This is a genomic window from Nocardioides sp. Z22_16, from assembly GCF_058134365.1.
Map to the genome: position 1 here is coordinate 510,699 of NZ_JBYTTI010000002.1, position 22,739 is coordinate 533,437.

At 72.7% G+C, this 22,739-nt stretch carries 21 protein-coding genes and 1 riboswitch; of the genes, 13 read left to right on the forward strand and 8 right to left on the reverse strand.

From position 1 onward, the window contains the following. Positions 1-13: 13 nt before the first annotated feature. Positions 14-1,039, reverse strand: a complete 1,026-nt coding sequence (locus AC3X7R_RS06725) for a M23 family metallopeptidase (RefSeq protein WP_489964799.1) — start codon at positions 1,037-1,039, stop codon at positions 14-16. Between the two features lie 343 nt (positions 1,040-1,382). Then, positions 1,383-2,738: a cryptochrome/photolyase family protein gene (locus tag AC3X7R_RS06730; protein WP_489964800.1), complete on the reverse strand. Its 1,356-nt coding sequence runs from the start codon at positions 2,736-2,738 to the stop codon at positions 1,383-1,385. A 179-nt stretch (positions 2,739-2,917) separates the two neighbouring features. On the opposite strand from AC3X7R_RS06730, the gene sucC reads away from it, so the two are divergent. Beyond that, complete coding sequence (gene sucC / locus AC3X7R_RS06735) at positions 2,918-4,099, forward strand: ADP-forming succinate--CoA ligase subunit beta (RefSeq protein ID WP_489964801.1); 1,182 nt, start codon at positions 2,918-2,920, stop codon at positions 4,097-4,099. 16 nt (positions 4,100-4,115) lie between these two features. After that, entirely contained in the window at positions 4,116-4,997 is an 882-nt protein-coding gene (gene sucD / locus AC3X7R_RS06740) for a succinate--CoA ligase subunit alpha (protein ID WP_489964802.1), read from the forward strand. Positions 4,998-5,079: 82 nt separating this feature from the next. On the opposite strand, the gene AC3X7R_RS06745 is transcribed toward sucD, so the two are convergent. Further along, positions 5,080-6,960: a SigE family RNA polymerase sigma factor gene (locus AC3X7R_RS06745; protein WP_489964803.1), complete on the reverse strand. Its 1,881-nt coding sequence runs from the start codon at positions 6,958-6,960 to the stop codon at positions 5,080-5,082. A 122-nt stretch (positions 6,961-7,082) separates the two neighbouring features. On the opposite strand from AC3X7R_RS06745, the gene AC3X7R_RS06750 reads away from it, so the two are divergent. From AC3X7R_RS06750 to AC3X7R_RS06770, 5 genes are all read left to right on the forward strand, one after another. Then, positions 7,083-8,363 (forward strand): cell division protein PerM, encoded by a 1,281-nt coding sequence (locus AC3X7R_RS06750; protein WP_489964804.1) that lies wholly within the window; start codon positions 7,083-7,085, stop codon positions 8,361-8,363. Positions 8,364-8,372: 9 nt separating this feature from the next. Continuing rightward, entirely contained in the window at positions 8,373-9,005 is a 633-nt protein-coding gene (gene purN / locus AC3X7R_RS06755; protein WP_489964805.1) for a phosphoribosylglycinamide formyltransferase, read from the forward strand. 1 nt (position 9,006) lies between these two features. Further along, a riboswitch (ZMP/ZTP riboswitch) is annotated at positions 9,007-9,084 on the forward strand. Between the two features lie 33 nt (positions 9,085-9,117). After that, positions 9,118-10,692 (forward strand): bifunctional phosphoribosylaminoimidazolecarboxamide formyltransferase/IMP cyclohydrolase, encoded by a 1,575-nt coding sequence (gene purH / locus AC3X7R_RS06760; protein WP_489964806.1) that lies wholly within the window; start codon positions 9,118-9,120, stop codon positions 10,690-10,692. Positions 10,693-10,735: 43 nt separating this feature from the next. Further along, on the forward strand, positions 10,736-11,599 hold the full coding sequence (locus AC3X7R_RS06765; RefSeq protein WP_489964807.1) for a bifunctional methylenetetrahydrofolate dehydrogenase/methenyltetrahydrofolate cyclohydrolase: 864 nt from the start codon (positions 10,736-10,738) through the stop codon (positions 11,597-11,599). Beyond that, a complete protein-coding gene (locus AC3X7R_RS06770; protein ID WP_489964808.1) occupies positions 11,596-11,976 on the forward strand; it encodes a DUF3017 domain-containing protein in 381 nt (126 codons plus the stop codon). The genes AC3X7R_RS06765 and AC3X7R_RS06770 overlap by 4 nt, the downstream gene beginning before the upstream one ends. 54 nt (positions 11,977-12,030) lie before the next feature. On the opposite strand, the gene AC3X7R_RS06775 is transcribed toward AC3X7R_RS06770, so the two are convergent. Next, positions 12,031-13,023, reverse strand: coding sequence for a malate dehydrogenase (locus tag AC3X7R_RS06775; protein ID WP_489964809.1), 993 nt, complete (start codon positions 13,021-13,023; stop codon positions 12,031-12,033). A 106-nt stretch (positions 13,024-13,129) separates the two neighbouring features. Here AC3X7R_RS06775 and AC3X7R_RS06780 point away from each other — a divergent pair, with 106 nt between their 5' ends. Continuing rightward, positions 13,130-13,855: a hypothetical protein gene (locus AC3X7R_RS06780; protein WP_489964810.1), complete on the forward strand. Its 726-nt coding sequence runs from the start codon at positions 13,130-13,132 to the stop codon at positions 13,853-13,855. A gap of 4 nt (positions 13,856-13,859) precedes the next feature. Here AC3X7R_RS06780 and AC3X7R_RS06785 read toward each other — a convergent pair whose 3' ends face one another. Next, a complete protein-coding gene (locus AC3X7R_RS06785; RefSeq protein WP_489964811.1) occupies positions 13,860-14,966 on the reverse strand; it encodes an aquaporin in 1,107 nt (368 codons plus the stop codon). 142 nt (positions 14,967-15,108) lie between these two features. Between AC3X7R_RS06785 and AC3X7R_RS06790 the strand changes: the two genes are divergently transcribed. The 3 genes from AC3X7R_RS06790 to AC3X7R_RS06800 are packed head-to-tail and all read left to right on the forward strand — an operon-like array spanning position 15,109 to position 19,269. Beyond that, positions 15,109-17,322 (forward strand): NADP-dependent isocitrate dehydrogenase, encoded by a 2,214-nt coding sequence (locus AC3X7R_RS06790; RefSeq protein ID WP_489964812.1) that lies wholly within the window; start codon positions 15,109-15,111, stop codon positions 17,320-17,322. Beyond that, a complete protein-coding gene (locus AC3X7R_RS06795; protein ID WP_489964813.1) occupies positions 17,322-18,080 on the forward strand; it encodes a DUF6498-containing protein in 759 nt (252 codons plus the stop codon). Before AC3X7R_RS06790 ends, AC3X7R_RS06795 begins: the two co-directional genes overlap by 1 nt. Beyond that, on the forward strand, positions 18,061-19,269 hold the full coding sequence (locus tag AC3X7R_RS06800) for an MFS transporter (protein WP_489964814.1): 1,209 nt from the start codon (positions 18,061-18,063) through the stop codon (positions 19,267-19,269). Before AC3X7R_RS06795 ends, AC3X7R_RS06800 begins: the two co-directional genes overlap by 20 nt. Here the strand turns inward: AC3X7R_RS06800 and AC3X7R_RS06805 are convergent. Next, on the reverse strand, positions 19,170-19,919 hold the full coding sequence (locus AC3X7R_RS06805; protein ID WP_489964815.1) for a hypothetical protein: 750 nt from the start codon (positions 19,917-19,919) through the stop codon (positions 19,170-19,172). The genes AC3X7R_RS06800 and AC3X7R_RS06805 overlap by 100 nt on opposite strands. Further along, the gene (locus tag AC3X7R_RS06810; RefSeq protein ID WP_489964816.1) at positions 19,916-20,272 is read right to left on the reverse strand and encodes a hypothetical protein; all 357 of its coding nucleotides are present in this window, start codon (positions 20,270-20,272) and stop codon (positions 19,916-19,918) included. Before AC3X7R_RS06810 ends, AC3X7R_RS06805 begins: the two co-directional genes overlap by 4 nt. An 87-nt stretch (positions 20,273-20,359) precedes the next feature. Between AC3X7R_RS06810 and trpS the strand changes: the two genes are divergently transcribed. Next, positions 20,360-21,391, forward strand: coding sequence for a tryptophan--tRNA ligase (gene trpS, locus AC3X7R_RS06815; RefSeq protein WP_489964817.1), 1,032 nt, complete (start codon positions 20,360-20,362; stop codon positions 21,389-21,391). Positions 21,392-21,400: 9 nt separating this feature from the next. Continuing rightward, positions 21,401-21,922 carry a 2'-5' RNA ligase family protein gene (locus tag AC3X7R_RS06820; RefSeq protein WP_489964818.1) on the forward strand — a complete coding sequence of 174 codons (522 nt, stop codon included), beginning with the start codon at positions 21,401-21,403 and terminating at the stop codon, positions 21,920-21,922. 73 nt (positions 21,923-21,995) lie between these two features. Here AC3X7R_RS06820 and AC3X7R_RS06825 read toward each other — a convergent pair whose 3' ends face one another. Next, a complete protein-coding gene (locus AC3X7R_RS06825; protein WP_489964819.1) occupies positions 21,996-22,739 on the reverse strand; it encodes a succinate dehydrogenase/fumarate reductase iron-sulfur subunit in 744 nt (247 codons plus the stop codon).

Here is a 22,739-nt window from a genome sequence, read left to right on the forward strand (position 1 = left end):
CGGGCTGGGCCCCTCAGGGGCGCAGGCCGTGCTCGATCAGCTTGGAGTGCGGGTCGACCGGGTTCCCGCCGCCGGGGCGGATCTCCAGGTGGAGGTGGGGCCCGGTGGAGTTGCCGGTGCTGCCCACGGTGCCGATGACCTGGCCGCCGGCGACCTTGGTGCCGACGCTCACCTGGGCGCTCGTCTGGTGGCAGTACCAGACCTCGGTGCCGTCCTCGAGGGTGAGCACGGTCTTGTTGCCGTAGGAGCCGTCGTAGCCGACCTCGGTGATCGTGCCGTTGGCGACCGCGCGCAGCGGCGTGCCGGAGGGGGCGGCGAAGTCGAGCCCGGTGTGGGTGGTCGACCAGAGGCTGCTCGACATCCCGAAGGTGGCGGAGAGGCGGTAGCCCTCCACCGGCATGACCCACTGGTTGGCCTCGATCTTGGCGGCCTGCTTGTCGGCCTGGACCGTGAGGGTCTCCAGGGTCTTCGAGCGCTGGGCCGCGGCCTTCTCGGCCTTCTCGACCAGCTTCGCCTCGACCTGCTCGGCAGCCTCGAGGCGGTTGGAGTCGCGGCTCACGACGCCCGTGCGCTCCTCGAGGATCTCGGGGTCGACGCCGGCGCCGGCGACCGAGGCGGCGGACGCGACCCTCGAGCTGGAGGAGTGCGAGGCCTCGGTGAGCGACGGCCCGGCCGTGAGCGCGCCCCCGGCCGACACGGCCAGGGCGGCCACACCGGCCAGGATCGGTGCCGACGGGAGGGCCTTGAGGAAGGAGCCGCGGCTGTCGGAGGCGGTGCTCCGGACGGCCCGGCGCTTGCCCGTGGTGGGGCTGAGGATCTCGGTGGAGCTCGAGGAAGACGCGACCCGGAGCGGGCCGGGCCGGCTGGTGTGGCTGGCCACGGCGGGGGGCCGCTCGACCTCGGCCCGCGAGACCCGGGCCCGGCGGGCGGACTTGGAGGCGGCCAGCGTGCGCGGCGGGCGGGCCGCGCGCTTGGGCTCGGGACGAGCCGCGCGCTTGCCGACGACGGTGGGGTTGGATCCCGTGGACTGCTCGGGCACCGCGGCCTCGTTCCGCACCGGCGCGGCGGCCTTCGGCGCGGGAACGGACTGGCGGGTCACAAGGGGCTTGCGCGGTGCGCGAACCTCCGAGGTTGCACGGCGGGAGCCGCGCTCAGCTCGGTGGTTTCCCATGAAGGTTTACCTCGCAATGTAGGGGGTACAACGGGCCAGCAGGCCGGACAACTCGGGCGACTGTACCGGATCCACGAGCCCAACCGGAATGGCTCGGGCACCCAGTGTGGAACAACTTCTCGGGGCTGGTGGCATAACCGCAGGACAGGTGGCCGTTCCGGTCCATACCACCGGGTAGCTGGTGGGCATCATCACACCGTGGCAGGGCCCCTCACCGGGTCGCCCCGAAGCGGCGCAGGGCCTCTTCCCGCTCCGCGGCATGGTCGACGATCCTGAGGGGATAGCCGCGCTCGTAGCCGGTCTCGTGCCGCCATGGCTCGTGGGCGGCCGCGCCGGGCAGGTGGGCCAGCTCCGGCACCCAGCGCCGCACGTAGTCGCCGCCCGGGTCGAAGCGGAGTCCCTGCTGGACGGGGTTGAACACCCGGAAGTAGGGAGAGGCGTCGGTGCCCGTCCCCGCGACCCACTGCCACCCGTGGTTGTTCGAGGCCAGGTCGGCGTCGAGGAGGTGGTCGAGGAAGAACCGGGCGCCCAGCGGCCACCACACGTGCAGGTCCTTGGTCAGGAAGCTGGCGGTCACCATCCGCAGCCGGTTGTGCATCCACCCCTCGCCGAGCAGCTGCCGCATCCCCGCGTCGACGAAGGGGTAGCCCGTGGTGCCGGTGCGCCACGCCTGCACCGCGTCCTCCTCGTGGGAGTAGCGCAGGTCCCGCAGGGCCGGGCGCAGGTCCGACCACGCCGAGTCGGGCCGGTGGTGCAGGACGTCGGCGTAGAACTCCCGCCACCCCAGCTCGGTGACGAAGCGGTCGACCCCCGGACCGCCGCGGCCGGCGAGGTCGCCGAGGAGGGAGCGCGGATGGAGGGCGCCGACGCTCAGCCACGGCGAGAGGCGTGAGGTGGCATCGCGGTCGGGGCGGTCCCGGTCGCCGTCGTAGTGATCGAGCAGGTCGTCGCGGAACATGCGCCACCGGCGCCAGGCCGCCTCCTCGCCGGCGGCGGGCAGCCGGTCGGGAGCCGCGGCGTCGGCCTCGCGCAGCAGGCGCAACGCCTCGGGGTCGGAGGCGGCGGGCAGCAGCTCCGGGGAGCGGGGGGCGGGGGCGGGGTCGGCCCACGGGGCCTCCCGCCAGGCCCGGGCCCAGGGCGTGAAGACCTGGTAGGGGCTCCCGGCCTGGTTGCGGATCCGCCCCGGCCCCACCACGTACGGCGAACCCGCGGGCCGCCACGTCGCGGCGCCCCGGGCGGTGAGGGCCTGCTCCACCTCGAGGTCGCGACGGGCCCCGTGAGGCGTCGTCTCGGCGGACACGTGCACCGAGCTCGCGTCGACCTCCGCCACCAGGCGTGGCAGCACCACCGCGGGGTCGCCGAGCCGGATCGCCAGGCCCCCGCCGAGCCGCTCGTCGAGCGCCCGGAGGCTGCGGGCCAGCCAGGAGCGGCGCAGGGGCGAGGCTCGCGACCACAGCCGGGGATCGACGACGAAGACGGGGACCGCGGGGCCGGCCGCACAGGCGGCCAGGAACGCCGGGTGGTCCCGGGTGCGGAGGTCACGCCGGAACCAGATCACTGCCGCCATGCGCCCACGCTACTGACGGGTCGGGTGGCGGCCGGGTGGTCGCCTGGTGGTCGCCTGGTGGTCGCCGGGTAGTCACTGTGCGTCCAACGCCCGACCCGGACTCGGGAGGCGGCGGGGACCGGGTCTAGGGTGCCCAAAGGAATCCCCGGACTGTCAATGAGAAAAAAAGGACTGGGTGGATGTCAGACCTGATGGAGTACCAGGCGAAAGAGCTCTTCGCCAAGCACGGTGTCACCACGACCCTCGGCGTCGTCGTGGAGACGGCCGAGGAGGCCAGGGCCGCTGCGGAGGAGATGGGCGGGGTCACCGTCATCAAGGCCCAGGTCAAGGCCGGCGGGCGCGGCAAGGCCGGTGGGGTCAAGCTGGCCAAGACGCCGGACGAGGCGCAGCAGCACGCCGCCAACATCCTCGGCATGGAGATCAAGGGCCTCCGGGTCAACCGGGTCCTGGTGACCCCCGCGACCCCGCCGGTGGAGGAGTACTACTTCTCCTTCCTGCTCGACCGCGCCAACCGCTCGCACCTGTGCATCGCCTCGGTCGAGGGCGGTGTGGAGATCGAGGAGGTCGCCAAGACCAACCCCGAGGCCGTGCGGCAGATCCGGATCGACGCCCTCGAGGGTGTGACCCCGGAGAAGGCCGCCGCGATCGTGGACGAGGCGAAGTTCCCCGCCGAGCTGCGCGACCAGGCGATCGAGATGGTCCAGGCGCTGTGGAAGGTCTACACCGAGGAGGACGCGACGCTCGTCGAGGTCAACCCGCTGGCGCGTCTCGAGGGAGACAAGCTCGAGGCGCTCGACGGCAAGGTCTCGCTCGACGAGAACGCCGAGTTCCGCCACGAGGACCACGCCACCTTCGTGATCCGCGACGAGGAGGACCCGCTCGAGGCGAAGGCCAAGGACAAGGGCCTCAACTACGTGAAGCTCGACGGCCAGGTCGGCATCATCGGGAACGGCGCGGGTCTGGTCATGTCGACCCTCGACGTGGTGGCCTACGCGGGTGAGGCGCACGGCAACGTGACCCCCGCCAACTTCCTCGACATCGGCGGCGGCGCGAACGCCCAGGTGATGGCGGACGGCCTCGACGTGATCCTCAACGACCCCCAGGTCAAGAGCGTCTTCGTCAACGTCTTCGGTGGCATCACCGCGTGCGACGAGGTCGCCAACGGCATCGTCGGCGCGCTGGACATCCTCGGCGACGAGGCCAGCAAGCCGCTGGTCGTCCGCCTCGACGGCAACAACGTCGAGGAGGGGCGCCGCATCCTCGACGAGGCGAACCACCCGCTGGTGACCCTCGTCGACACCATGGACGGCGCGGCCGACAAGGCCGCCGAGCTGGCCAACACCGACAAGCACAGCGCCTGAGACGGAGCACGAACACATGTCTATCTACCTGAACAAGGACTCCAAGATCATCGTCCAGGGCATGACGGGCGGGATGGGCTCCAAGCACACCACCCTCATGGTCGAGGCCGGGTCCAACATCGTCGGTGGCGTCAACGCCCGCAAGGCCGGGACCTCGGTCGAGCTGGGCGGCAAGGAGCTGCCGGTCTTCGGCAGCGTCGCCGAGGCCATGAAGGAGACCGGCGCCGACGTCTCGGTCGTCTTCGTCCCCCCGGCCTTCACCAAGGACGCCTGCATCGAGGCGATCGACGCCGGCATCGGCCTGCTGGTCGTCATCACCGAGGGCGTCCCGGTCCAGGACACCGCCGAGGTCTTCGCCTACCTGGACGGCAAGTCCACCCGGATGATCGGCCCCAACTGCCCCGGCATCATCACGCCGGAGGAGTCCCTGGCCGGCATCACCCCGCACACCATCGCGGGCAAGGGTCCGGTCGGGCTGGTCTCGAAGTCCGGCACCCTGACCTACCAGATGATGTTCGAGCTCAAGGACTACGGCTTCACCACCGCCATCGGCATCGGCGGCGACCCGATCATCGGCACCACCCACATCGACGCCCTCGAGGCCTTCGAGAACGACCCGGAGACCAAGGCGATCGTGATGATCGGCGAGATCGGCGGCGACGCCGAGGAGCGGGCGGCCGCCTACATCAAGGAGCACGTCACGAAGCCGGTCGTCGGCTACGTGGCCGGCTTCACCGCCCCGGAAGGCAAGACCATGGGCCACGCCGGCGCCATCGTCTCCGGCTCCTCGGGCACCGCGCAGGCCAAGAAGGAGGCCCTGGAGGCCGCCGGCGTCAAGGTCGGCAAGACCCCGTCGGAGACCGCCGCGCTGATGCGGGAGATCCTGGAAAACCTCTGAGGACCGCTGAGGACCTCTGAGGACCGCACGACGTACGACGAACGCCCCGACCACCGCCGCGCGGTGGCCGGGGCGTTCGGCGTTACTGCGCCGGCTGGAATCGCGGCAGGCGCTCCAGCGCACGCCGCGAGAGCCAGACGAAGTCGTCGCGGCCCATGGTGCGGTCGCGAGCCGGCGTGAAGCCCACCTGGGCCACCTTGTCGCCGTGCCGCATCACCGACATCAGGAACTCGACCGACTCCGCGTCGGAGATGGCCAGCTCCAGGCGCCAGACGGTCAGGTCGACCTTCTTGCCTGAGCGGTGGAAGAGGCGGGAGACCTCGGTGCCGAACCCCTCCTGCGCGCACTGGCCCAAGCGGCTGCGGACCTGCTCGACGAACGCGCGCCCCACCTTGGGGGTGCGGGCGATCGCCGCCGACTCGGTGAGCCCGAACTCGTCCGTCCGCCTGCCCTGCGGGAAGAGGAAGGTGCGGGTCTGGCTCTGCCGCAGCCCCTTGGCCTGGAAGTTGGCGCGGTCGCAGCGGGTGGAGGCCGAGTTGCTCTGGGCCGGCTTCGGCGTGGTGCCGACCCAGGGGCCGACGGCGCCGGAGACCGGCGGGAGGTCGGACTCGGTGAGCATCCCGGGCGCCTCGGCGGAGACCGGGACCTTGGTGCTGCGGGCCCGCGGAGGGGTGGCGCAGGAGCCGGTGCCGGGCAGGCCGCACGCCCCGTTGACGGCGGCCGCGAGCATCTCCGCGGCCGGCCGGGTGGCGGGACGGAGTCCCTCGACCCGGGTCGAGATGGTGGTGAGCAGCTGTCCCGAGCGGGCGACACCGACCTGCAGGGTGCGGGTCGGGCCCGACCAGCTGCGCATCGTGTAGAGACGGGCCTCGTCGCCGACGCCGCGCAGGTCGTGGACGGCCAGCAGCTGGGTCCGCGGGGCTGCGCACCCGCCCATCCAGTCCTGGACGGTGCGGAAGGCGGCGGCCGCGGCCTCCGGGGAGGCCGAGAGCTCCACCACCTCGGTGGCGGTCGCCTTGACCTGCGGCTTCGCGCGCTTCTTCGGCTTCTTGCGGTTCTTGCCCCCCTCGGCCCGGGGCTGGGTGCTGCCCTCGAAGGAGCGCACCAGGGTCCCGAGGCCTTCGGGGTCGGCGTACCTGGCCGCCTGGCACGGCAGCACCAGGCCGTCACCCTCGCGGTTGTCGTGGGTCGCCGTCTCGGTCCACTTCAGTCCCCGGTCGATGCGTCGGGTCTGGGAGGGCCTGAGGAGCACCTCCTCGGTCAGCGTCGGCACGACCTCCTCGGCCTCGACCTGCGTGGCGCGGCGCTCGAAGCCCTGGTCGCCCAGGCTCGCGTCGACCGTCTCGCCCTGGGCGACGACGATGCCGCTGGCGACCACCGCCACCACGGTGGCGGCGACCCCGACCAGGGTGTGGGTACGGCGCCGGGCCGTCCCGGCGCGCCGCATCACGGTGCTGCGCGGCCAGCGCCCGCCGGCCGTGACCGTCCCGAGCTCCTGCAGACGGGCACCGATCTCGGACTCGGGGCACTGCCGGGCCTCGGCGAAGGCGGTGGAGCCCTCGGCCAGGAGCGTGCTCGCGCTGGTCTGGGGAACGCCGATCTCGCGGGCGATCTCGGGCATCGGCAGGGCCGGCAGGTGGGCCAGCACGAGGGCCTTGCGCTGAGGGGTGGACAGGGTGGTGAGGGCGTCCAGCGTGGCCGCCACCTCGGCCGGGACGTCCTTCTCCTTGTGCCAGGGACGTGCGGTGTGCCGGTGCCGGGCCCGGCTCCAGACCAGCGGCCGCAGCCACGCCTCCTTGTCGGGGAGGGTGCGGACCTTGTGCCAGTGGTGCCAGGCGACCGCGAAGGCGTCGCGGACAGCCGTGCGGGACACGTGCTGGTCGCCCGTCAGGGCGTAGGCCTCGGCAAGGAGGCGATCCCGCACGTCCTTGTAGAGATCGTCGAAGTCGTTGGCGTGCGTCATAGCGCTTCCAAGGTACGTGAGGGGTGAAGGGCCCGCAGCGGACTGCGGCATTCGCCGTCCCGGCACCGGGGACGGCGTGCCTGCGCCCAGCGGCCCGTCGGCGGGGTGATGATGGCAGCGCCATGACCTCGCTGCTGTCCTCCGCCGCGCCCGGGACCCAGGCGACCTCCGAGGAGCCGCCGCCCGGGCCCCGGCGCCGACCGGTCCTGGTGCTCTCGGTGGCCGCCGGGGTGCTGGCTGCCGGGATCCTCCTGCTCGTCTGCGTCGTGCTGGCCCTGATGGGCTGGTTCCTGAGCGACCTGGGCGCGCACGGGGAGCCGAGGGCCGCCCTGGCGGCCGGAGTGGGAGGGTGGCTGGTCGCCCACGGCTCCGGCGTGGTGGTCCGCGGCGCGCCGGTGACCCTGGTCCCGCTGGGCCTGACGCTGCTGGCGGCCTGGAGCACCTGGCGCACCGGCCACCGGCTGGGCGAGCGGCTCTGGGGCCACGGCCCCGACGCCCACGGGATCGACGACGGGCAGCGCGACTGGACCGTCCCGGTCGCGGCGGCCGGCTTCGGCTCGGGGTACGCCGCGGTCGCCCTGGCACTGCAGGGGCTGCTCGGGGAGGAGTTCCCCTCCGCGCACGGCCCCGTCCTGCTGTGGATCGCCGGGCTCACCCTGCTGGTCGCCGCCCCGGCGGTGGCCGCCGGCTCCGGACGGGCCGCCGTGTGGGGGTCGGCGCTCTCCCCGGTGCTGCGCCACACGCTCAGCACGGCCAGGTCGGCGGTGCTGGTGCACCTCCTGGTCGCCGGGCTCCTGCTGGGCGCCGCGCTGCTGCTCGACCTCGGTGAGGCCGCCAACATGGTGGAGCGGCTGCGCACGTCCCCGGGCGAGACGGCCCTGCTCGTCCTGGTCTCCCTCGCCCTGGCGCCCAACGCCGTCCTCTGCGCGAGCGCGTTCCTCGCCGGCCCCGGGTTCGCGGTGGGCGGTGGCACCCTGGTCTCGCCGGCGGCCGTCGCGCTCGGCCCCCTGCCCTTCCTCCCCCTGCTGGCGGCCCTGCCCGACGAGGGCAGCCCGGTGCCGTGGGCGGCCGGGATCATGCTGGTGCCGGCCACCGTCGCGGCGGTCGCGGCGGTGCGGGTCCAGCGCCGGCGCCCCACCCTGCGCTGGGACCACGGTGCGCTGCGGGGCTGCGGCGGGGGTCTCGTCGCCGGCGTGGTGGTCACCGCCCTCACCGCCCTGGCCGGCGGCGCGGCCGGACCCGGCCGGATGAGGTTCGTGGGGCCGCTCACCTCCGACGTGCTGGTCCACCTCGTCACCGCGATGGGCGTGGGTGGCCTGCTCGGCGGCCTCGCGATCACCTGGTGGCAGCGTCACACCTCGGTGCCGGTGGACGGTGCCGACGAGGCTGAGCCGGGTCACTAGACTCCCCGGGTGTCCAGACCCACCGCCCCCGCACGACTCGTCGTCCTCATCTCCGGCGCGGGGACCAACCTCCAGGCGCTGCTCGACGCGTGTGCGTCCCCCTCCTACGGCGCCCGGGTCGTGGGCGTCGGGTCCGACCGTCCCGACGTCGAGGGGCTCGCCCGCGCCGAGCGTCACGGTGTCCCGACCTTCGTCAAGCAGCTGGGGCAGTTCGACACCCGGGACAACTGGGACCACGCCATGGCCCGGGCCGTGGCCGGCTTCGAGCCCGACCTGGTCGTGCTGGCCGGCTTCATGAAGCTGCTGAGCGAGGAGTTCCTGGCCCGGTTCCCCGGACGGGTGGTCAACACCCATCCCGCGCTCTCCCCGTCGTTCCCCGGCGTCCGGGGCCCGGCCGACGCGCTCGAGTACGGCGTCAAGGTCACCGGCTGCACGCTCTTCGTGGTCGACGGCGGGGTCGACACCGGCCCGATCATCGCCCAGTCGACGGTCCCGGTCGAGGACGGCGACGACGCCGAGTCGCTCCACGACCGGATCAAGACCGCGGAGCGCGCGATGCTGGTGGAGGCGGTCGGCCGGATCGCCCGCGAGGGGCTGACCGTGGAGGGACGCAAGGTGCGCTTCGGTGCGCGCGCGTCGTAGGCTGGTCCCACACGACTGGCGCAGGTGGGACACCACCAGGGAGTGACGTCGAGTGGCATCGAACGCCTGGGTGCCCTCGGCGCATGTCCGTCCCCTGTCGAGGAGTGTCACCGTGTCCGACCGCATCCAGCTCCGCCGAGCGCTCGTCTCCGTCTACGACAAGACCGGTCTGGAGGACCTGGTCCGGGGCCTCCACGACGCCGGCGTCGCCCTGGTCTCGACCGGTGGGTCGGCCGCGCTGATCGAGGGGCTCGGCCTCCCGGTCACCCGGGTCGAGGAGCTCACCGGATTCCCCGAGTGCCTGGACGGGCGGGTGAAGACCCTCCACCCGCGGGTGCACGCCGGGATCCTCGCGGACCGCCGGCTGGAGAGCCACGTCGCCCAGCTCGAGGAGCTGGGCGTCGAGCCCTTCGACCTGGTCGTCTGCAACCTCTACCCGTTCTCCCAGACGGTCGCCTCCGGCGCCGACCCCGACGACTGCGTGGAGCAGATCGACATCGGCGGGCCCTCGATGGTCCGCGCGGCGGCCAAGAACCACCCCTCGGTGGCCATCGTCACCTCCCCGGAGCGCTACCAGGAGGTGCTCACGGCGGCCGCCGAGGGCGGCTTCACCCTCGAGCAGCGCAAGCGGCTGGCCGCCGAGGCGTTCGTGCACACCGCGTCGTACGACGTCGCGGTGGCGTCCTGGATGGGCAACGTGCTGACCGACACCAGCGACGGCACCGGCTTCCCCGCGTGGACCGGGGCGACCTGGCAGAAGCAGGCCGTGCTGCGCTACGGCGAGAACCCGCACCAGGCGGCCGCGCTCTACGTCGACGCCCAGGCCGCCGAGCCCGGGCTGGCCCAGGCCCGGCAGCTGCACGGCAAGGAGATGTCGTACAACAACTTCGTCGACGCGGACGCCGCGCGCCGGGCCGCCTACGACTTCGTCCAGCCGGCCGTGGCCATCATCAAGCACGCCAACCCCTGCGGCCTGGCGGTCGCCGACGACGTGGCCTCCGCGCACCGCAAGGCCCACGCCTGCGACCCGGTCTCCGCGTTCGGCGGGGTGATCGCCACCAACGTGCCGGTCTCGGTCGAGATGGCGCGTCAGGTCAGCGAGGTCTTCACCGAGGTCGTGGTGGCCCCCGGCTACGAGGACGGCGCGGTGGAGCTGCTCAGCGCGAAGAAGAACATCCGCCTCCTGCAGTGCGACCCGCCCGGCGGCGCGGGCGTCGAGATGCGGCCGATCTCCGGGGGGCTGCTGCTCCAGCACCGCGACGTCGTCGACGCCGTGGTCGAGGGCGGCGGCGACGACCCCTCCGACTGGCGGCTGGTCGCCGGGGAGCCCGCGAGCGCCGAGGTGCTCGCCGACCTGGCGTTCGCCTGGCGGGCGTGCCGCTCGGTGAAGTCCAACGCGATCCTGCTCGCCGCCGACCGCGCCTCGGTCGGCGTGGGGATGGGCCAGGTCAACCGCGTCGACTCCTGCCGGCTCGCCGTCGAGCGCGCCGGCGACCGGGCGGCGGGCTCGGTGGCGGCCTCGGACGCGTTCTTCCCGTTCGCCGACGGTCCGCAGATCCTGGTCGAGGCGGGGGTGCGGGCGATCGTCGCGCCCGGCGGCTCGGTGCGCGACCCGGAGGTCGTGGCGGCGCTCGCGGCCGCCGGGGTGACGACGTACTTCACCGGCACCCGGCACTTCTTCCACTGACCGGGGGAGGGCGAGGGTGCCGGCGACTCCTAGACTCACCCACGTGACTGCACTCAGGCTCGACGGCACGGCGACCGCAGCGGCGATCAAGCAGGAGCTCACGGTGCGGGTGGCCGCGCTCAGGGAGCGCGGCATCCACCCGGGCCTGGGCACCGTGCTCGTGGGGGACGACCCCGGGTCGAGGTGGTACGTCAACGGCAAGCACAAGGACTGCGCCGAGGTCGGGATCGAGTCGATCCGGGTCGACCTGCCCGACTCCGCCTCCCAGGAGGAGATCGAGGAGGCCGTGCGGGGCCTCAACGCCGACCCGGCCTGCACCGGCTACATCGTGCAGCTGCCACTCCCGCGCGGGCGCGACGAGAACCGCGTGCTGGGCATGATCGATCCCGCCAAGGACGCCGACGGCCTCCACCCCACCAACCTGGGGTGGCTCGTCCTGGGCCACGAGGCGCCGCTGCCCTGCACCCCGTTCGGGATCGTGGAGCTGCTGCGGCGCCACGACGTGCCCCTCGCGGGCGCGGAGGTCGTCATCGTCGGCCGCGGCGTGACCGTGGGCCGGCCACTGGGCCTGCTGCTCACCCGCCGGTCCGAGAACGCCACCGTCACCCTCTGCCACACGGGCACCGTCGACCTGGCCGCCCACGTGCGACAGGCCGACATCGTGGTGGCGGCGGCGGGCGTCCCGGGGATCATCACCGCCGACATGGTCAAGCCCGGCGCCGCGGTGCTGGACGTCGGGGTCTCGCGGGTCGACGGCCGGCTCGCCGGCGACGTGGCCCCCGAGGTCTGGGAGGTGGCGGGGTGGGTCTCGCCGAACCCCGGGGGAGTGGGCCCGATGACCCGGGCCATGCTGCTCTCCAACATCGTCACCCTCGCCGAGCAGCAGGCGGCGGAGCGCCCCGCGTGAGCGACGGCGAGATCAAGCCGCCCGAGGACGTCCCACCGGTCTCGGCGGAGGCGCTGGTCGACGGTGAGGTCCGCGAGCCCGACGCGGGGCAGGTCGAGGAGCGGACCTACCCGTCCACCATCGGGGGCGCGTTCTACCTGCTCTTCCTCGTCCTCGCGGCCGCGGCCCTGGTGGTCGTGGTCCTCGGGTCCTGGCGGATGGGGATCCGCCTCTTCGGGGGAGTCCTCATCGTGGCCGCCGCCGTCCGGCTGGCGCTGGGGAGCCGTGACGCCGGGATGCTCGCGGTGCGCAGCAAGGCGGTGGACGCGGGGCTGCTCACGGCGGTGGGGGTCGCCTTCGTGGTGCTCGCCAGCTCCATCCCCGACCAGCCCGCCTGAGACGCCGACGGCGCCGACCCGGGTGGGTCGACGCCGTCGGAGGTGGCACGCGGGTCAGATGAGACCGAGCTCCGTGACCGCCTTGCGCTCGTCCTCGAGCTCGGCGACCGAGGCGTCGATGCGGGCGCGCGAGAAGTCGTTGACCTCGAGGCCCTGGACGATCTCCCAGCTGCCGCCCTTGGTGGTGACCGGGAACGAGGAGATGAGGCCCTCGGGCACGCCGTAGGACCCGTCGGAGGCGACGGCCATGGAGACCCAGTCGCCCTCCGGGCTGCCGAGCAGCCAGTCACGGGCGGCGTCGATGGTCGCCGACGCGGCGGAGGCGGCCGAGGACGAGCCCCGGGCCTCGATGATCGCCGCGCCACGCTTGGCGACGGTGGGGATGAAGGTGTTCTCCAGCCACTCCTGGTCGTCCACCGCGGCGGCGGCGTTCTGGCCGTTGACCTCGGCGTTGAAGAGGTCCGGGTACTGGGTGGCCGAGTGGTTGCCCCAGATGGTCATCTTCTTGATGTCGGTGACCTTCGCGCCGGTCCGGGCCGCGAGCTGGGAGATGGCGCGGTTGTGGTCCAGACGGGTGAGGGCCGAGAAGCGCTCGGTGGGGATGTCGGGAGCGTTGGTCGCGGCGATCAGGGCGTTGGTGTTGGCGGGGTTGCCGGTGACGCCGATGCGCACGTCGTCCGCCGCGACCTTGTTGAGCGCCTTGCCCTGGGCGGTGAAGATCGCGCCGTTGGCCGACAGCAGGTCGCCGCGCTCCATGCCGGGGCCGCGGGGACGGGCACCGACGAGCAGGGCGAGGTTGACGCCGTCGAAGATCTTCTCGGGGTCGGCACCGATCTCGACGCCGGCCAGGGTCGGGAAGGCGCAGTCGTCGAGCTCCATGACGACGCCCTCGAGAGCCTTGAGCGCGGGCTCGATCTCGAGGAGCTGCAGCTGGATCGGGCGGTCGGCGCCGAGCAGGGAGCCGCTGGCGAGACGGAAGAGGAGGCTGTAGCCGATCTGACCGGCGGCACCGGTCACGGCCACCTTGAGCGGGGCGCTGGTTGACACGAGGACTCCTGGAGTGGTGACTCGACGAAAAGGATGAGCGTCTCGACTCTAGTCGCGACCACGCGCCGCGTCGGCGCGGGGTCGCACGCTGGCATCATGGCTCCCCATGAGCGGCTCCCCGACACCTGACCAGGCGCTGACGGGAGGGGGCCGGCGACTGAGAGCGCGGGCGGCCGGCGCGGTGCTGCTGGCGTCCCTGACCGTCGGCTGCGGTGCCGCCCCACCGCTGAGCCCGCCCTCGGGGGTGGACGAGCTGGTGGTCCCGACCCCGGCTCCCGACCCGACGGACTTCGTGGACGGGATCGACAACGCGTGGTTGCCGCTGCGGCCCGGCGCGGTCTGGGTGCGCGAGGTCCGGACGGCGGGGCGCGTCGTCACCGAGACGACGCGGGTGCTGCCCGGGTCGCGGACCGTGGCGGGAGTGACCGCGACCGAGGTGCTCACCGAGCGCGAGGGCGCGAGCGACGAGATCGCCTGGTACGCCCAGGACCGCCGGGGCAACGTCTGGGCCCTGGGGGTGCGAGGCGAGTGGGAGGCGGGCACCGACGGCGCGCAGGCCGGCCTGGCGATGCCGGCCCGGCCGCGCCGGGGCGACGGCTTCGCCCGATGGGCGCTGGACGGCGAACCCCAGGAGGTGGTCGTGGTGGGGGAGCGGGAGAGCTCGGCCACGGTGCCGGCGGGGCGCTTCACCGACCTGCTGGAGACCACGGTGACCTCCGCGGACGAGACCGAGTGGGCCGTCTACCACGCCGAGGACGTCGGTCAGGTCCTGCGGGTCCGCAGCGACGGCACCGACCGCACCGAGCTGGTGGAGTACCGCCCGGGCGACTGAGGGATCAGCCGCCGGGTCGGATCTGGGTGCGCCCGTCTTCCTCGTCCGGCGGGGGCGGCGCGCCCCAGCCCTGCTGCGGCGCGGGCGTGCCCCACTGGCCGCCGCCCTGCGGGGGAGCCGGCGGGTAGCCCTGCTCGGGGTAGGGCTGGCGGGTCTGGGTGGGAGCGGCCTGCCCCCACTGGGGGTCCTGGGCCGCGCCCCACTGGCCGCCCTGTGCCGACGGGCCCTGCGGCGGCGTGCCCCACTGGCCGGACTGGCCGGGCTGACCGGGCTGGGGCTGCGGCTGGCCGGGGTGCGGCTGACCGGCGACGCCCGCCCAGGGCGCGCCGGGGGCCGGCTGGCCGTAGCCGGGAGGCTGCTGACCCTGCGGCGCCTTGGGGCCGGAGGAGAAGGTGAGCCCGGAGCCGGGGACCGGGGGGGCGCCCTGGCCGAAGAGCAGCGGGTAGGTGGCACCGGCGAGCGCGGCGCCGAGCAGCGGCGCGAGCACGAAGACCCACAGCTGGGCCATCGCGTCGGTGTCGGTGAAGAGCGCGACGCCGATGGACCGGGCCGGGTTGACCGAGGTGCCGGTGGCCGTCATGGAGGCGAAGTGGATGGCGGCCAGCGCCAGGCCGATGGCGATCGGCGCCAGGGCGGCGAGCGTGGAGTTGCGGGCGTCGGTGACCCCCAGGACCACGAAGACGAAGATCATCGTCATCAGCAGCTCGAGGAGGAGGGCGGCCCACCAGGCGTAGTTGCCCCGGCTCTCGGCGCCGAAGACGTTCTGGCCCAGCGAGTCGCCGGTCGAGAAGGCCTCGAAGCCGTGCATCAGGCCGAAGAGGCAGGCGCCCGCGAGGATGGCCCCGAGCAGCTGGGCCGCCATGTAGGCCGGGGTGAGGCGCCACGCGAGGCGGCCGCCCAGGGCGGCGCCCAGGGTGACCGCGGGGTTGAAGTGGCCGCCGGAGATCCGGCCGAAGGCGGCGGCCATGACCAGGACGGCGAGGCCGAAGGCCAGGCCCGTCGCCACGAAGTCGCCGCTCATCGCCGCCGTTCCGCAGCCGAAGAGCACGAGGACGAAGGTCCCCAGCACCTCGGCGCTCAGCTTCTGTGCGGTCGTCGGAGTGTCCTGCATGGGCGCCGTCTCGGGCGCGTTTCCCCCAGTCATGGGGCCTAGCCTCCCATGTCGACGGGTGCGAGGCTAGAGATGCCCCTCCGTCGGGTATCTTGACGTCAAGCAATCCATCCGGACAGTTCCGACAAGGAGTCGCTGCCACATGGCAAAGATCATCTACACCCTCACCGACGAGGCGCCGCTCCTGGCGACGTACTCCTTCCTCCCGATCGTCTCGGCGTACGCCCGGACCGCGGGTGTGGAAGTGGAGACGCGCGACATCTCCCTCGCCGGCCGGATCATCTCCCAGTTCCCCGAGCGGCTCACCGCCGAGCAGCGGATCGACGACGCGCTCGCCGAGCTCGGCGAGCTGGCCACCAGGCCCGAGGCCAACATCATCAAGCTGCCCAACATCTCGGCCTCGATCCCGCAGCTCAAGGCGGCGGTCAAGGAGCTGCGCGAGCAGGGCTTCGACCTGCCCGACTACCCCGAGAACCCGCAGACCGACGAGGAGCGCGAGGTCCGCGCCAGGTACGACCGGGTCAAGGGCTCGGCCGTCAACCCGGTCCTGCGCGAGGGCAACTCCGACCGGCGCGCGCCCGCCTCGGTGAAGAACTACGCCAAGGCGCACCCGCACCGCATGGGTGCGTGGAGCAGCGACTCCAAGACCAACGTGGCCACGATGGGCAAGGACGACTTCCGCGACAACGAGAAGTCCGTCGTGCTGCCCGCCGAGGACACCCTCACGATCCAGCTCGTCGCCGCCGACGGCAGCACCACGGTGCTCAAGGAGTCGGTCCCGGTGCTCGCCGGCGAGGTCGTGGACGGCACCTTCATGAGCGTCTCGGCGCTGCGCAGCTTCCTGGCCGACCAGGTGGCCCGGGCCGAGCAGGAGGGCGTGCTCTTCTCCGCGCACCTCAAGGCGACGATGATGAAGGTCTCCGACCCGATCATCTTCGGCCACGTGGTCGAGGTCTTCTTCGCCGACGTCTTCGAGAAGTACGGCGAGCAGCTCGCCGCGGCGGGCCTCTCGGCCAACGACGGCCTCGGCGGCATCCTCTCCGGGCTCGACGCCGTCGAGGGCGGTGCCGAGATCAAGGCCGCCTTCGAGCAGGCCATCGGCGCGGGTCCCGCCCTGGCGATGGTCGACTCCGACAAGGGGATCACCAACCTCCACGTGCCCTCCGACGTGATCATCGACGCCTCCATGCCGGCGATGATCCGCACCTCGGGTCACATGTGGAACGCGGCGGGCGAGGAGCAGGACACCCTCGCGGTGATCCCGGACTCCTCCTACGCCGGGGTCTACCAGACGGTCATCGACGACTGCCGCGCCCACGGCGCCTTCGACCCGGCGACCATGGGCTCGGTGCCCAACGTCGGCCTGATGGCCAAGGCGGCCGAGGAGTACGGCTCGCACGACAAGACCTTCGAGGTGCCCACCGACGGCACCGTGCAGGTGGTCAACGCCGCCGGCGAGGTGCTGATCGAGCACCAGGTCGCGGCGGGCGACATCTGGCGCGCCTGCCAGACCAAGGACGCCCCGATCCGCGACTGGGTCAAGCTGGCCGTGACCCGCGCCCGGGCGACCGGCTCGCCGGCCGTCTTCTGGCTCGACGCCGAGCGCGCGCACGACGCCAACCTGATCGCCAAGGTCGAGGAGTACCTGGCCGACCACGACACCGAGGGCCTGACCATCGAGATCATGGCGCCCGCCGAGGCGACGGCGTACTCGCTGGAGCGGATCCGCCGGGGCGAGGACACCATCTCGGTGACCGGCAACGTGCTGCGCGACTACAACACCGACCTCTTCCCGATCCTGGAGCTGGGCACCAGCGCCAAGATGCTCTCCGTCGTCCCCCTGATGAACGGCGGCGGCCTCTTCGAGACCGGTGCCGGCGGCTCCGCACCCAAGCACGTGCAGCAGCTGGTCAAGGAGAACTACCTGCGCTGGGACAGCCTGGGCGAGTTCTTCGCGCTCGCTGCGAGCTTCGAGCACCTCGCGCAGAGCACCGACAACGCGCGGGCCCAGATCCTGGCCGACACCCTGGACCGGGCGACCGGGACCTTCCTCAACGAGGACCGGTCCCCGGGGCGCAAGCTCGGCACGATCGACAACCGCGGGTCGCACTTCTACCTCGCCCTCTACTGGGCCGAGGAGCTGGCCCGGCAGACCGAGGACGCGGAGCTGGCGGCGGCGTTCGCCTCGCTGGCCTCGTCGCTGCGCGAGAGCGAGTCGACCATCGTCGACGAGCTCAACGCGGTGCAGGGGTCGCCGGCCGACATCGGCGGCTACTTCCGCCCCGACGAGGAGAAGGTCACCGCGGTGATGCGTCCCTCGAAGACCCTCAACGAGGCGATCGCCTCCCTGGGCTGATGAGCCAACGCCCGGACCGCCGCGGCGCCGCCGACCTCGTGTCGGCGGCGCCGCTGCTCTCCGCCTTCGCGCTGGTCGCGGTCAACCTGCTGCCGGTCGCGGCGGTGCTGGCCGGGTGGATGACGATGGGCGACGTCTTCGTCGTCTACTGGCTGGAGAACCTCGCCGTCTGGGCGGTGACCGTGGTCAAGATCGCCAGCGCCCGCGGGGCCGAGCCAGCCGACTCGAGCCTGAGGATCAACGACCGCCCCGCCCACCTGATGCCCCGCGGCGTGCTCGCCGGGTTCTTCTCCTTCCACTTCGGGATCTTCACCCTGGTCCACGGCTTCTTCGCCTTCGGCCTGGCGTTCGCCGCCGAGGGGGACCTCCACGGCAGGTACTGGCTGCTGACCGGCCTCGCCTTCCTGCTCAGCCACGTGGTCTCGCTGGCGGTCAACTGGTTCGGCGAGGACGAGCGCTCGCAGCTCTCGCCCAGCCAGGCGATGTGGCAGCCCTATCCGCGGATGCTGGTGCTCCACTTCTCGATCATCGTGGGCTTCCTGCTGATGGTCCGCGACCAGGTCGAGGGACCCGGGCCGCTGGGGACGACCAGCCTGCTGGCACCGGTGCTCCTCCTCTGCGGTCTCAAGACCGTCCTCGACCTCGGGTTCCACCTCCGGGAGCGGCGTCGGGCGCGGGAGCTTGAGGATCCGGCCGTCGTTCCCGGAATAGCCGACGGGGGCGTGGTGCTGCACCCTCGTGGCGCAGACGACGACTGAACGAGCTCCGGAGGGGCGCGCGGCCTCCCGGCACACCGGCCTGGCGATCGGCGCCCTGGCGATGGGTGGCTTCGCCATCGGCACCACCGAGTTCGTCTCGATGGGCCTGCTGCCGCAGATGGCCCGGGGGGTCGGGGCAAGCATCCCCTCGACCGGCCACGCCATCTCCGCCTACGCCCTGGGTGTGGTGGTGGGCGCGCCGGTGGTGGCCTTCCTGGGGTCCGGCTGGCCGCGTCGTGCCCTGCTCGTGGGCCTGATGGTCCTCTTCGCCGTGGGCAACGTGGCGACCGCCCTGGTCTCGTCGTACGACGGCCTGCTGGTCGCGCGCTTCGTCTCCGGGCTGCCCCACGGCGCCTTCTTCGGGGTGGCCTCGCTGGTCGCCGCCGGGCTGGCCCGTCCGGGCCGTCGTGGTCGGGCGGTGGCGATGGTGATGCTGGGGCTCTCGGTCGCCAACCTGCTCGGCGTGCCTGCCGCGACCTGGCTGGGCCAGACGGCCGGCTACCGGGCGGCGTACTGGCTGGTCTCCGGGATGGGGCTCCTCACCCTGGCCCTGGTGCTCGCCTTCGTGCCCTCCCGGCCCGGCGACGCCGACGCGCACTGGCGCCGCGAGCTCGGTGCCCTGGCGAAGCCGCAGGTGCTCCTGACGGTGCTCGCCGGGGCGGTCGGCTTCGGTGGGATGTTCGCGGTCTACACCTACATCGTCCCGACGCTGACCGAGGTGGGCGGGCTCCCCGAGGCGGTGGCCCCGGTCTTCCTGCTGGCCTTCGGGCTGGGCATGGTCGTCGGCACCTGGCTGGCCGGCGAGCTCGCCGCCTGGTCGGTCTTCCGCTCGCTCTTCATCGGCGGCGGCGGTCAGGGCCTGCTGCTGCTCGCCTTCTCCGTGCTGGCGCCCACCGGCTGGTGGACCCTGCCGATCGTCTTCGGGATCACCGCCACCGGGTCGATCCTGGTGGTCAACCTGCAGCTGCGCCTGATGGAGGTCGCCGGCGACGCGGAGACGATCGGCGCGACGATGAACCACGTCGCCCTCAACGTCGCCAACGCGCTGGGCGCCTGGCTCGGCGGGCTGGTCATCGCGGCCGGCTGGGGCTACCGGGCGCCCGGGCTCGTGGGCTTCGGGCTCTCCGTGCTGGGGCTGGGCGTCCTGGGACTCTCCGCCCGGCTCCACCTCCAGCGGGTCGACAGGTAGGCGCGCCGGGCCGCCATCGTCACCTCGTTGACCGTCTTGAAGAGCACGAAGACGGCGGTGCCGAGGACCTCGGGCGCCACGCCGCTGTCCACGATGGTCCGGTTGACGCCGAGCGCGAGCCCGGAGAGCGGGAACTCCCCCAGGGGCGCGGGCTGCCATCCCGCCTGGTGCAGCACCGAGAGGTCCTCCATGTAGGGGACGGCGATCGCCGAGCCGACGAAGACGACGCACAGGTGCCAGCTGTAGGTCCCGACCCAGCTCTGCTCGGTGGGTCCGGCCTGCCGCTCGGCGGTACGCAGGCCGACCACGAAGAGGAGCACCGTCGCGATCAGGACCGCCCAGGTGGACGCGCCCCAGGTGATGGCGGTCAGCGGCGCCCCGGCGAAGAGCACCAGGCCCAGGGCGAAGAGGGCGCGGCCGCGCAGCGTCGCGAACCTCCCCTCGCGGGCGCGGGTGGAGAGGGTGACCAGCACGGCCTCCACGGCGTAGCAGACGACCAGCAGCGGAAGGTCGAGCGAGCCCTGGACGACCAGGACGAGGGGCAGCAGGTTGGTCACCGCCAGCACCGCCACGGCCAGCCACGGGTGGGCGCGGGTCGGGTCCGGCCAGTCGCCGGGCACCGACGGCTGGGTCAGGGAGGGCGAGGTCATGGCAGCACCCGCGCCTCGACGACCCGCAGCGGGTCGCCGATCTCGTCCCCGCCCGCCTCGAACACGCACCGGATGCGGCGGGACTCCCGGTCCTCCCCGCGCACCTCGAACTCGATGGTGTTGGGGCCGACGAAGCGGGACTCCTCCCCGGGCACGTAGCGGAGGGGCCGCTCCCCGCGGGACTCCAGCGCGCGCCCGGCGCAGCTCCACCGGGTGGTGCGGTCCAGGCCCTGGGCGGCGTGGTCGACCGCGCCGGTGGCTCCCAGGAGGAGCAGCACCACCGCGACGTCGACGACCACCAGCACGACGACCATCAGCACTGACGGCGGCAGCCTGCCTGCTCTCCTCCCCACCGGCGAAAGGATAGTGCGCGGCAGGCGGTGCCCGCAGCCGGATCGGTGGCCGAGCCGGTTTCAGGGGGTCGGGCGTCGCCTGTGACAATGGCTGCCATGTCCGCTCCGACTGCTCGACCTCGCGTGCTCTCCGGCATCCAGCCCACCGCCGACTCGTTCCACTTCGGCAACTACCTCGGTGCGCTGCGACAGTGGGTCGACCTGCAGGCGGAGTACGAGCCGTTCTTCTTCATCGCCGACCAGCACGCGATCACCGTCGAGCAGGACCCCAAGGTGCTGCGCGAGCGCACGCTGCGCGCAGGGGCCCAGCTGATCGCCGCTGGCGTCGACCCGGAGCGCGCGGCGATCTTCGTGCAGAGCCAGGTGCCGGCCCACGCCCAGCTCGGCTGGGTGCTGCAGTGCCTCACCGGCTTCGGGGAGGCCCGGCGGATGACCCAGTTCAAGGACAAGTCGGCCAAGCAGGGGGAGGGTGCCGCCAGCGTGGGCCTCTTCACCTACCCCATCCTGATGGCCGCGGACATCCTGCTCTACCGGCCGCAGTACGTGCCGGTGGGGGAGGACCAGCGCCAGCACCTCGAGCTGACCCGTGACCTCGCGCAGCGGTTCAACCACCGCTACAAGAAGACCTTCCGGCTCCCGGAGCCGTTCATCCTCAAGGAGACGGCGAGGATCGCCGACCTCCAGGATCCGACCGCCAAGATGTCGAAGTCGGCGTCCTCGCCCAACGGCATCGTGGAGATGCTCGACGACCCGAAGGTGAGCGCCAAGAAGATCCGCTCCGCGGTGACCGACTCGGGCTCGGAGATCCGCTTCGACGCCGAGGAGAAGCCGGGCGTGAGCAACCTCCTCACCATCCACTCCGCGCTCTCGGGTGAGGCCGTCGCCGATCTGGAGGAGCGGTTCGCCGGCCGGGGCTACGGTGACCTCAAGAAGGAGGTGGCCGAGGTGGTGGTGGAGTTCGTGACCCCGTTCCGGGACCGCACCCTGGAGCTGCTCGAGGACCGGGCGCACCTGGACGACGTGCTGGCCTCGGGCGCACAGAAGGCCTCCGCGGTGGCGGAGGCGACCCTGCGCGACGTCTACGACCGCGTGGGCTTCGTCGCGCCGGCCGGACGATAGAGGGCACTCGTGCAGACGATCGGCGTGGCCATCGCCATACCGGAGCCCTGGGGCAAGCAGCTCCAGGACTACCGCGCTGGGCTCGGTGACGTCTCGGCCACCCTCATCCCGACCCACATCACCCTCATCCCGCCCACCGCGGTGGAGGGGGAGGACGCGATGGCCGAGGTCGAGGAGCACCTGCTCCGGGTGGCCTCACGTCACCCCGCGTTCCCGATCCACCTGCGCGGCACCGGGACCTTCCGCCCCGTCTCGCCCGTCGTCTTCGTGACGGTGGCCCGGGGCATCTCCCAGTGCGAGGCGCTCGCGAGGGACGTGCGGACACCGCCGCTCGACGTCCGCCTCACCTTCCCCTACCACCCGCACGTCACCGTCGCCCACGACCTGGCCGACGACCGCCTCGACCGCGCCTTCGCCGAGCTGGCGGACTTCGAGTGCCACTTCGAGGCGACCGAGTTCCACCTCTACCACCACTGCGAGGGCGAGGGGTGGATGCCGAACCGGGCGTTCGCCCTGCGCTCCGCGCACTGAGCTCGGCCCCGGTCCTCAGAGCACGAACGGCCGGCCCCCGAGGGGGACCGGCCGTCGCGTGGCTGTGCGAGTCTCAGAGACCGTGCTTCATCGCCGTCCGCAGGTCCTTGTTGAGCTGCGAGATGACGTCGAGCGGGATCTCCTTGGGGCAGGCCGCGGTGCACTCGCCGATGTTGGTGCAGCCGCCGAAGCCCTCGTGGTCGTGCTGGCCGAGCATGTTGACCACGCGGGGGTCCCGCTCGGGCTGGCCCTGCGGCAGCTCACCCAGGTGGGTGATCTTGGCGCCCAGGAAGAGCGAGGCCGAGCCGTTGGGGCAGGCCGCCACGCAGGCGCCGCAGGAGATGCAGGTCGCGGCGTTGAAGGCGCGCATCGCCTTGTCCCGGGGAGCGGGCACGGAGTTGGCCTCCGGCGCCGAGCCCGTGTTGGCGGAGATGAAGCCGCCCGACTGGATGATCCGGTCGAACGCGCCGCGATCGACCACCAGGTCCTTGATGACCGGGAACGCGTCGGCCCGCCACGGCTCCACCGTGATCGTGTCGCCGTCGGAGAAGGAGCGCATGTGGAGCTGGCAGGTGGTGGTGACCTCGGGCCCGTGTGCCTGGCCGTTGATCATCATCCCGCACATGCCGCAGATGCCCTCGCGGCAGTCGGAGTCGAAGGCCACCGGCTCCTCGCCCCGCTCGTTGAGCTGCTCGTTGAGCTGGTCGAGCATCTCCAGGAAGCTCATGTCGGGGGAGATGTCGGAGACCTGGTAGGTGTGCATCGCCCCCTTGTCGGCACCGTCCGGCTGGCGCCAGATCTTCAGAGTCAGGTTCAT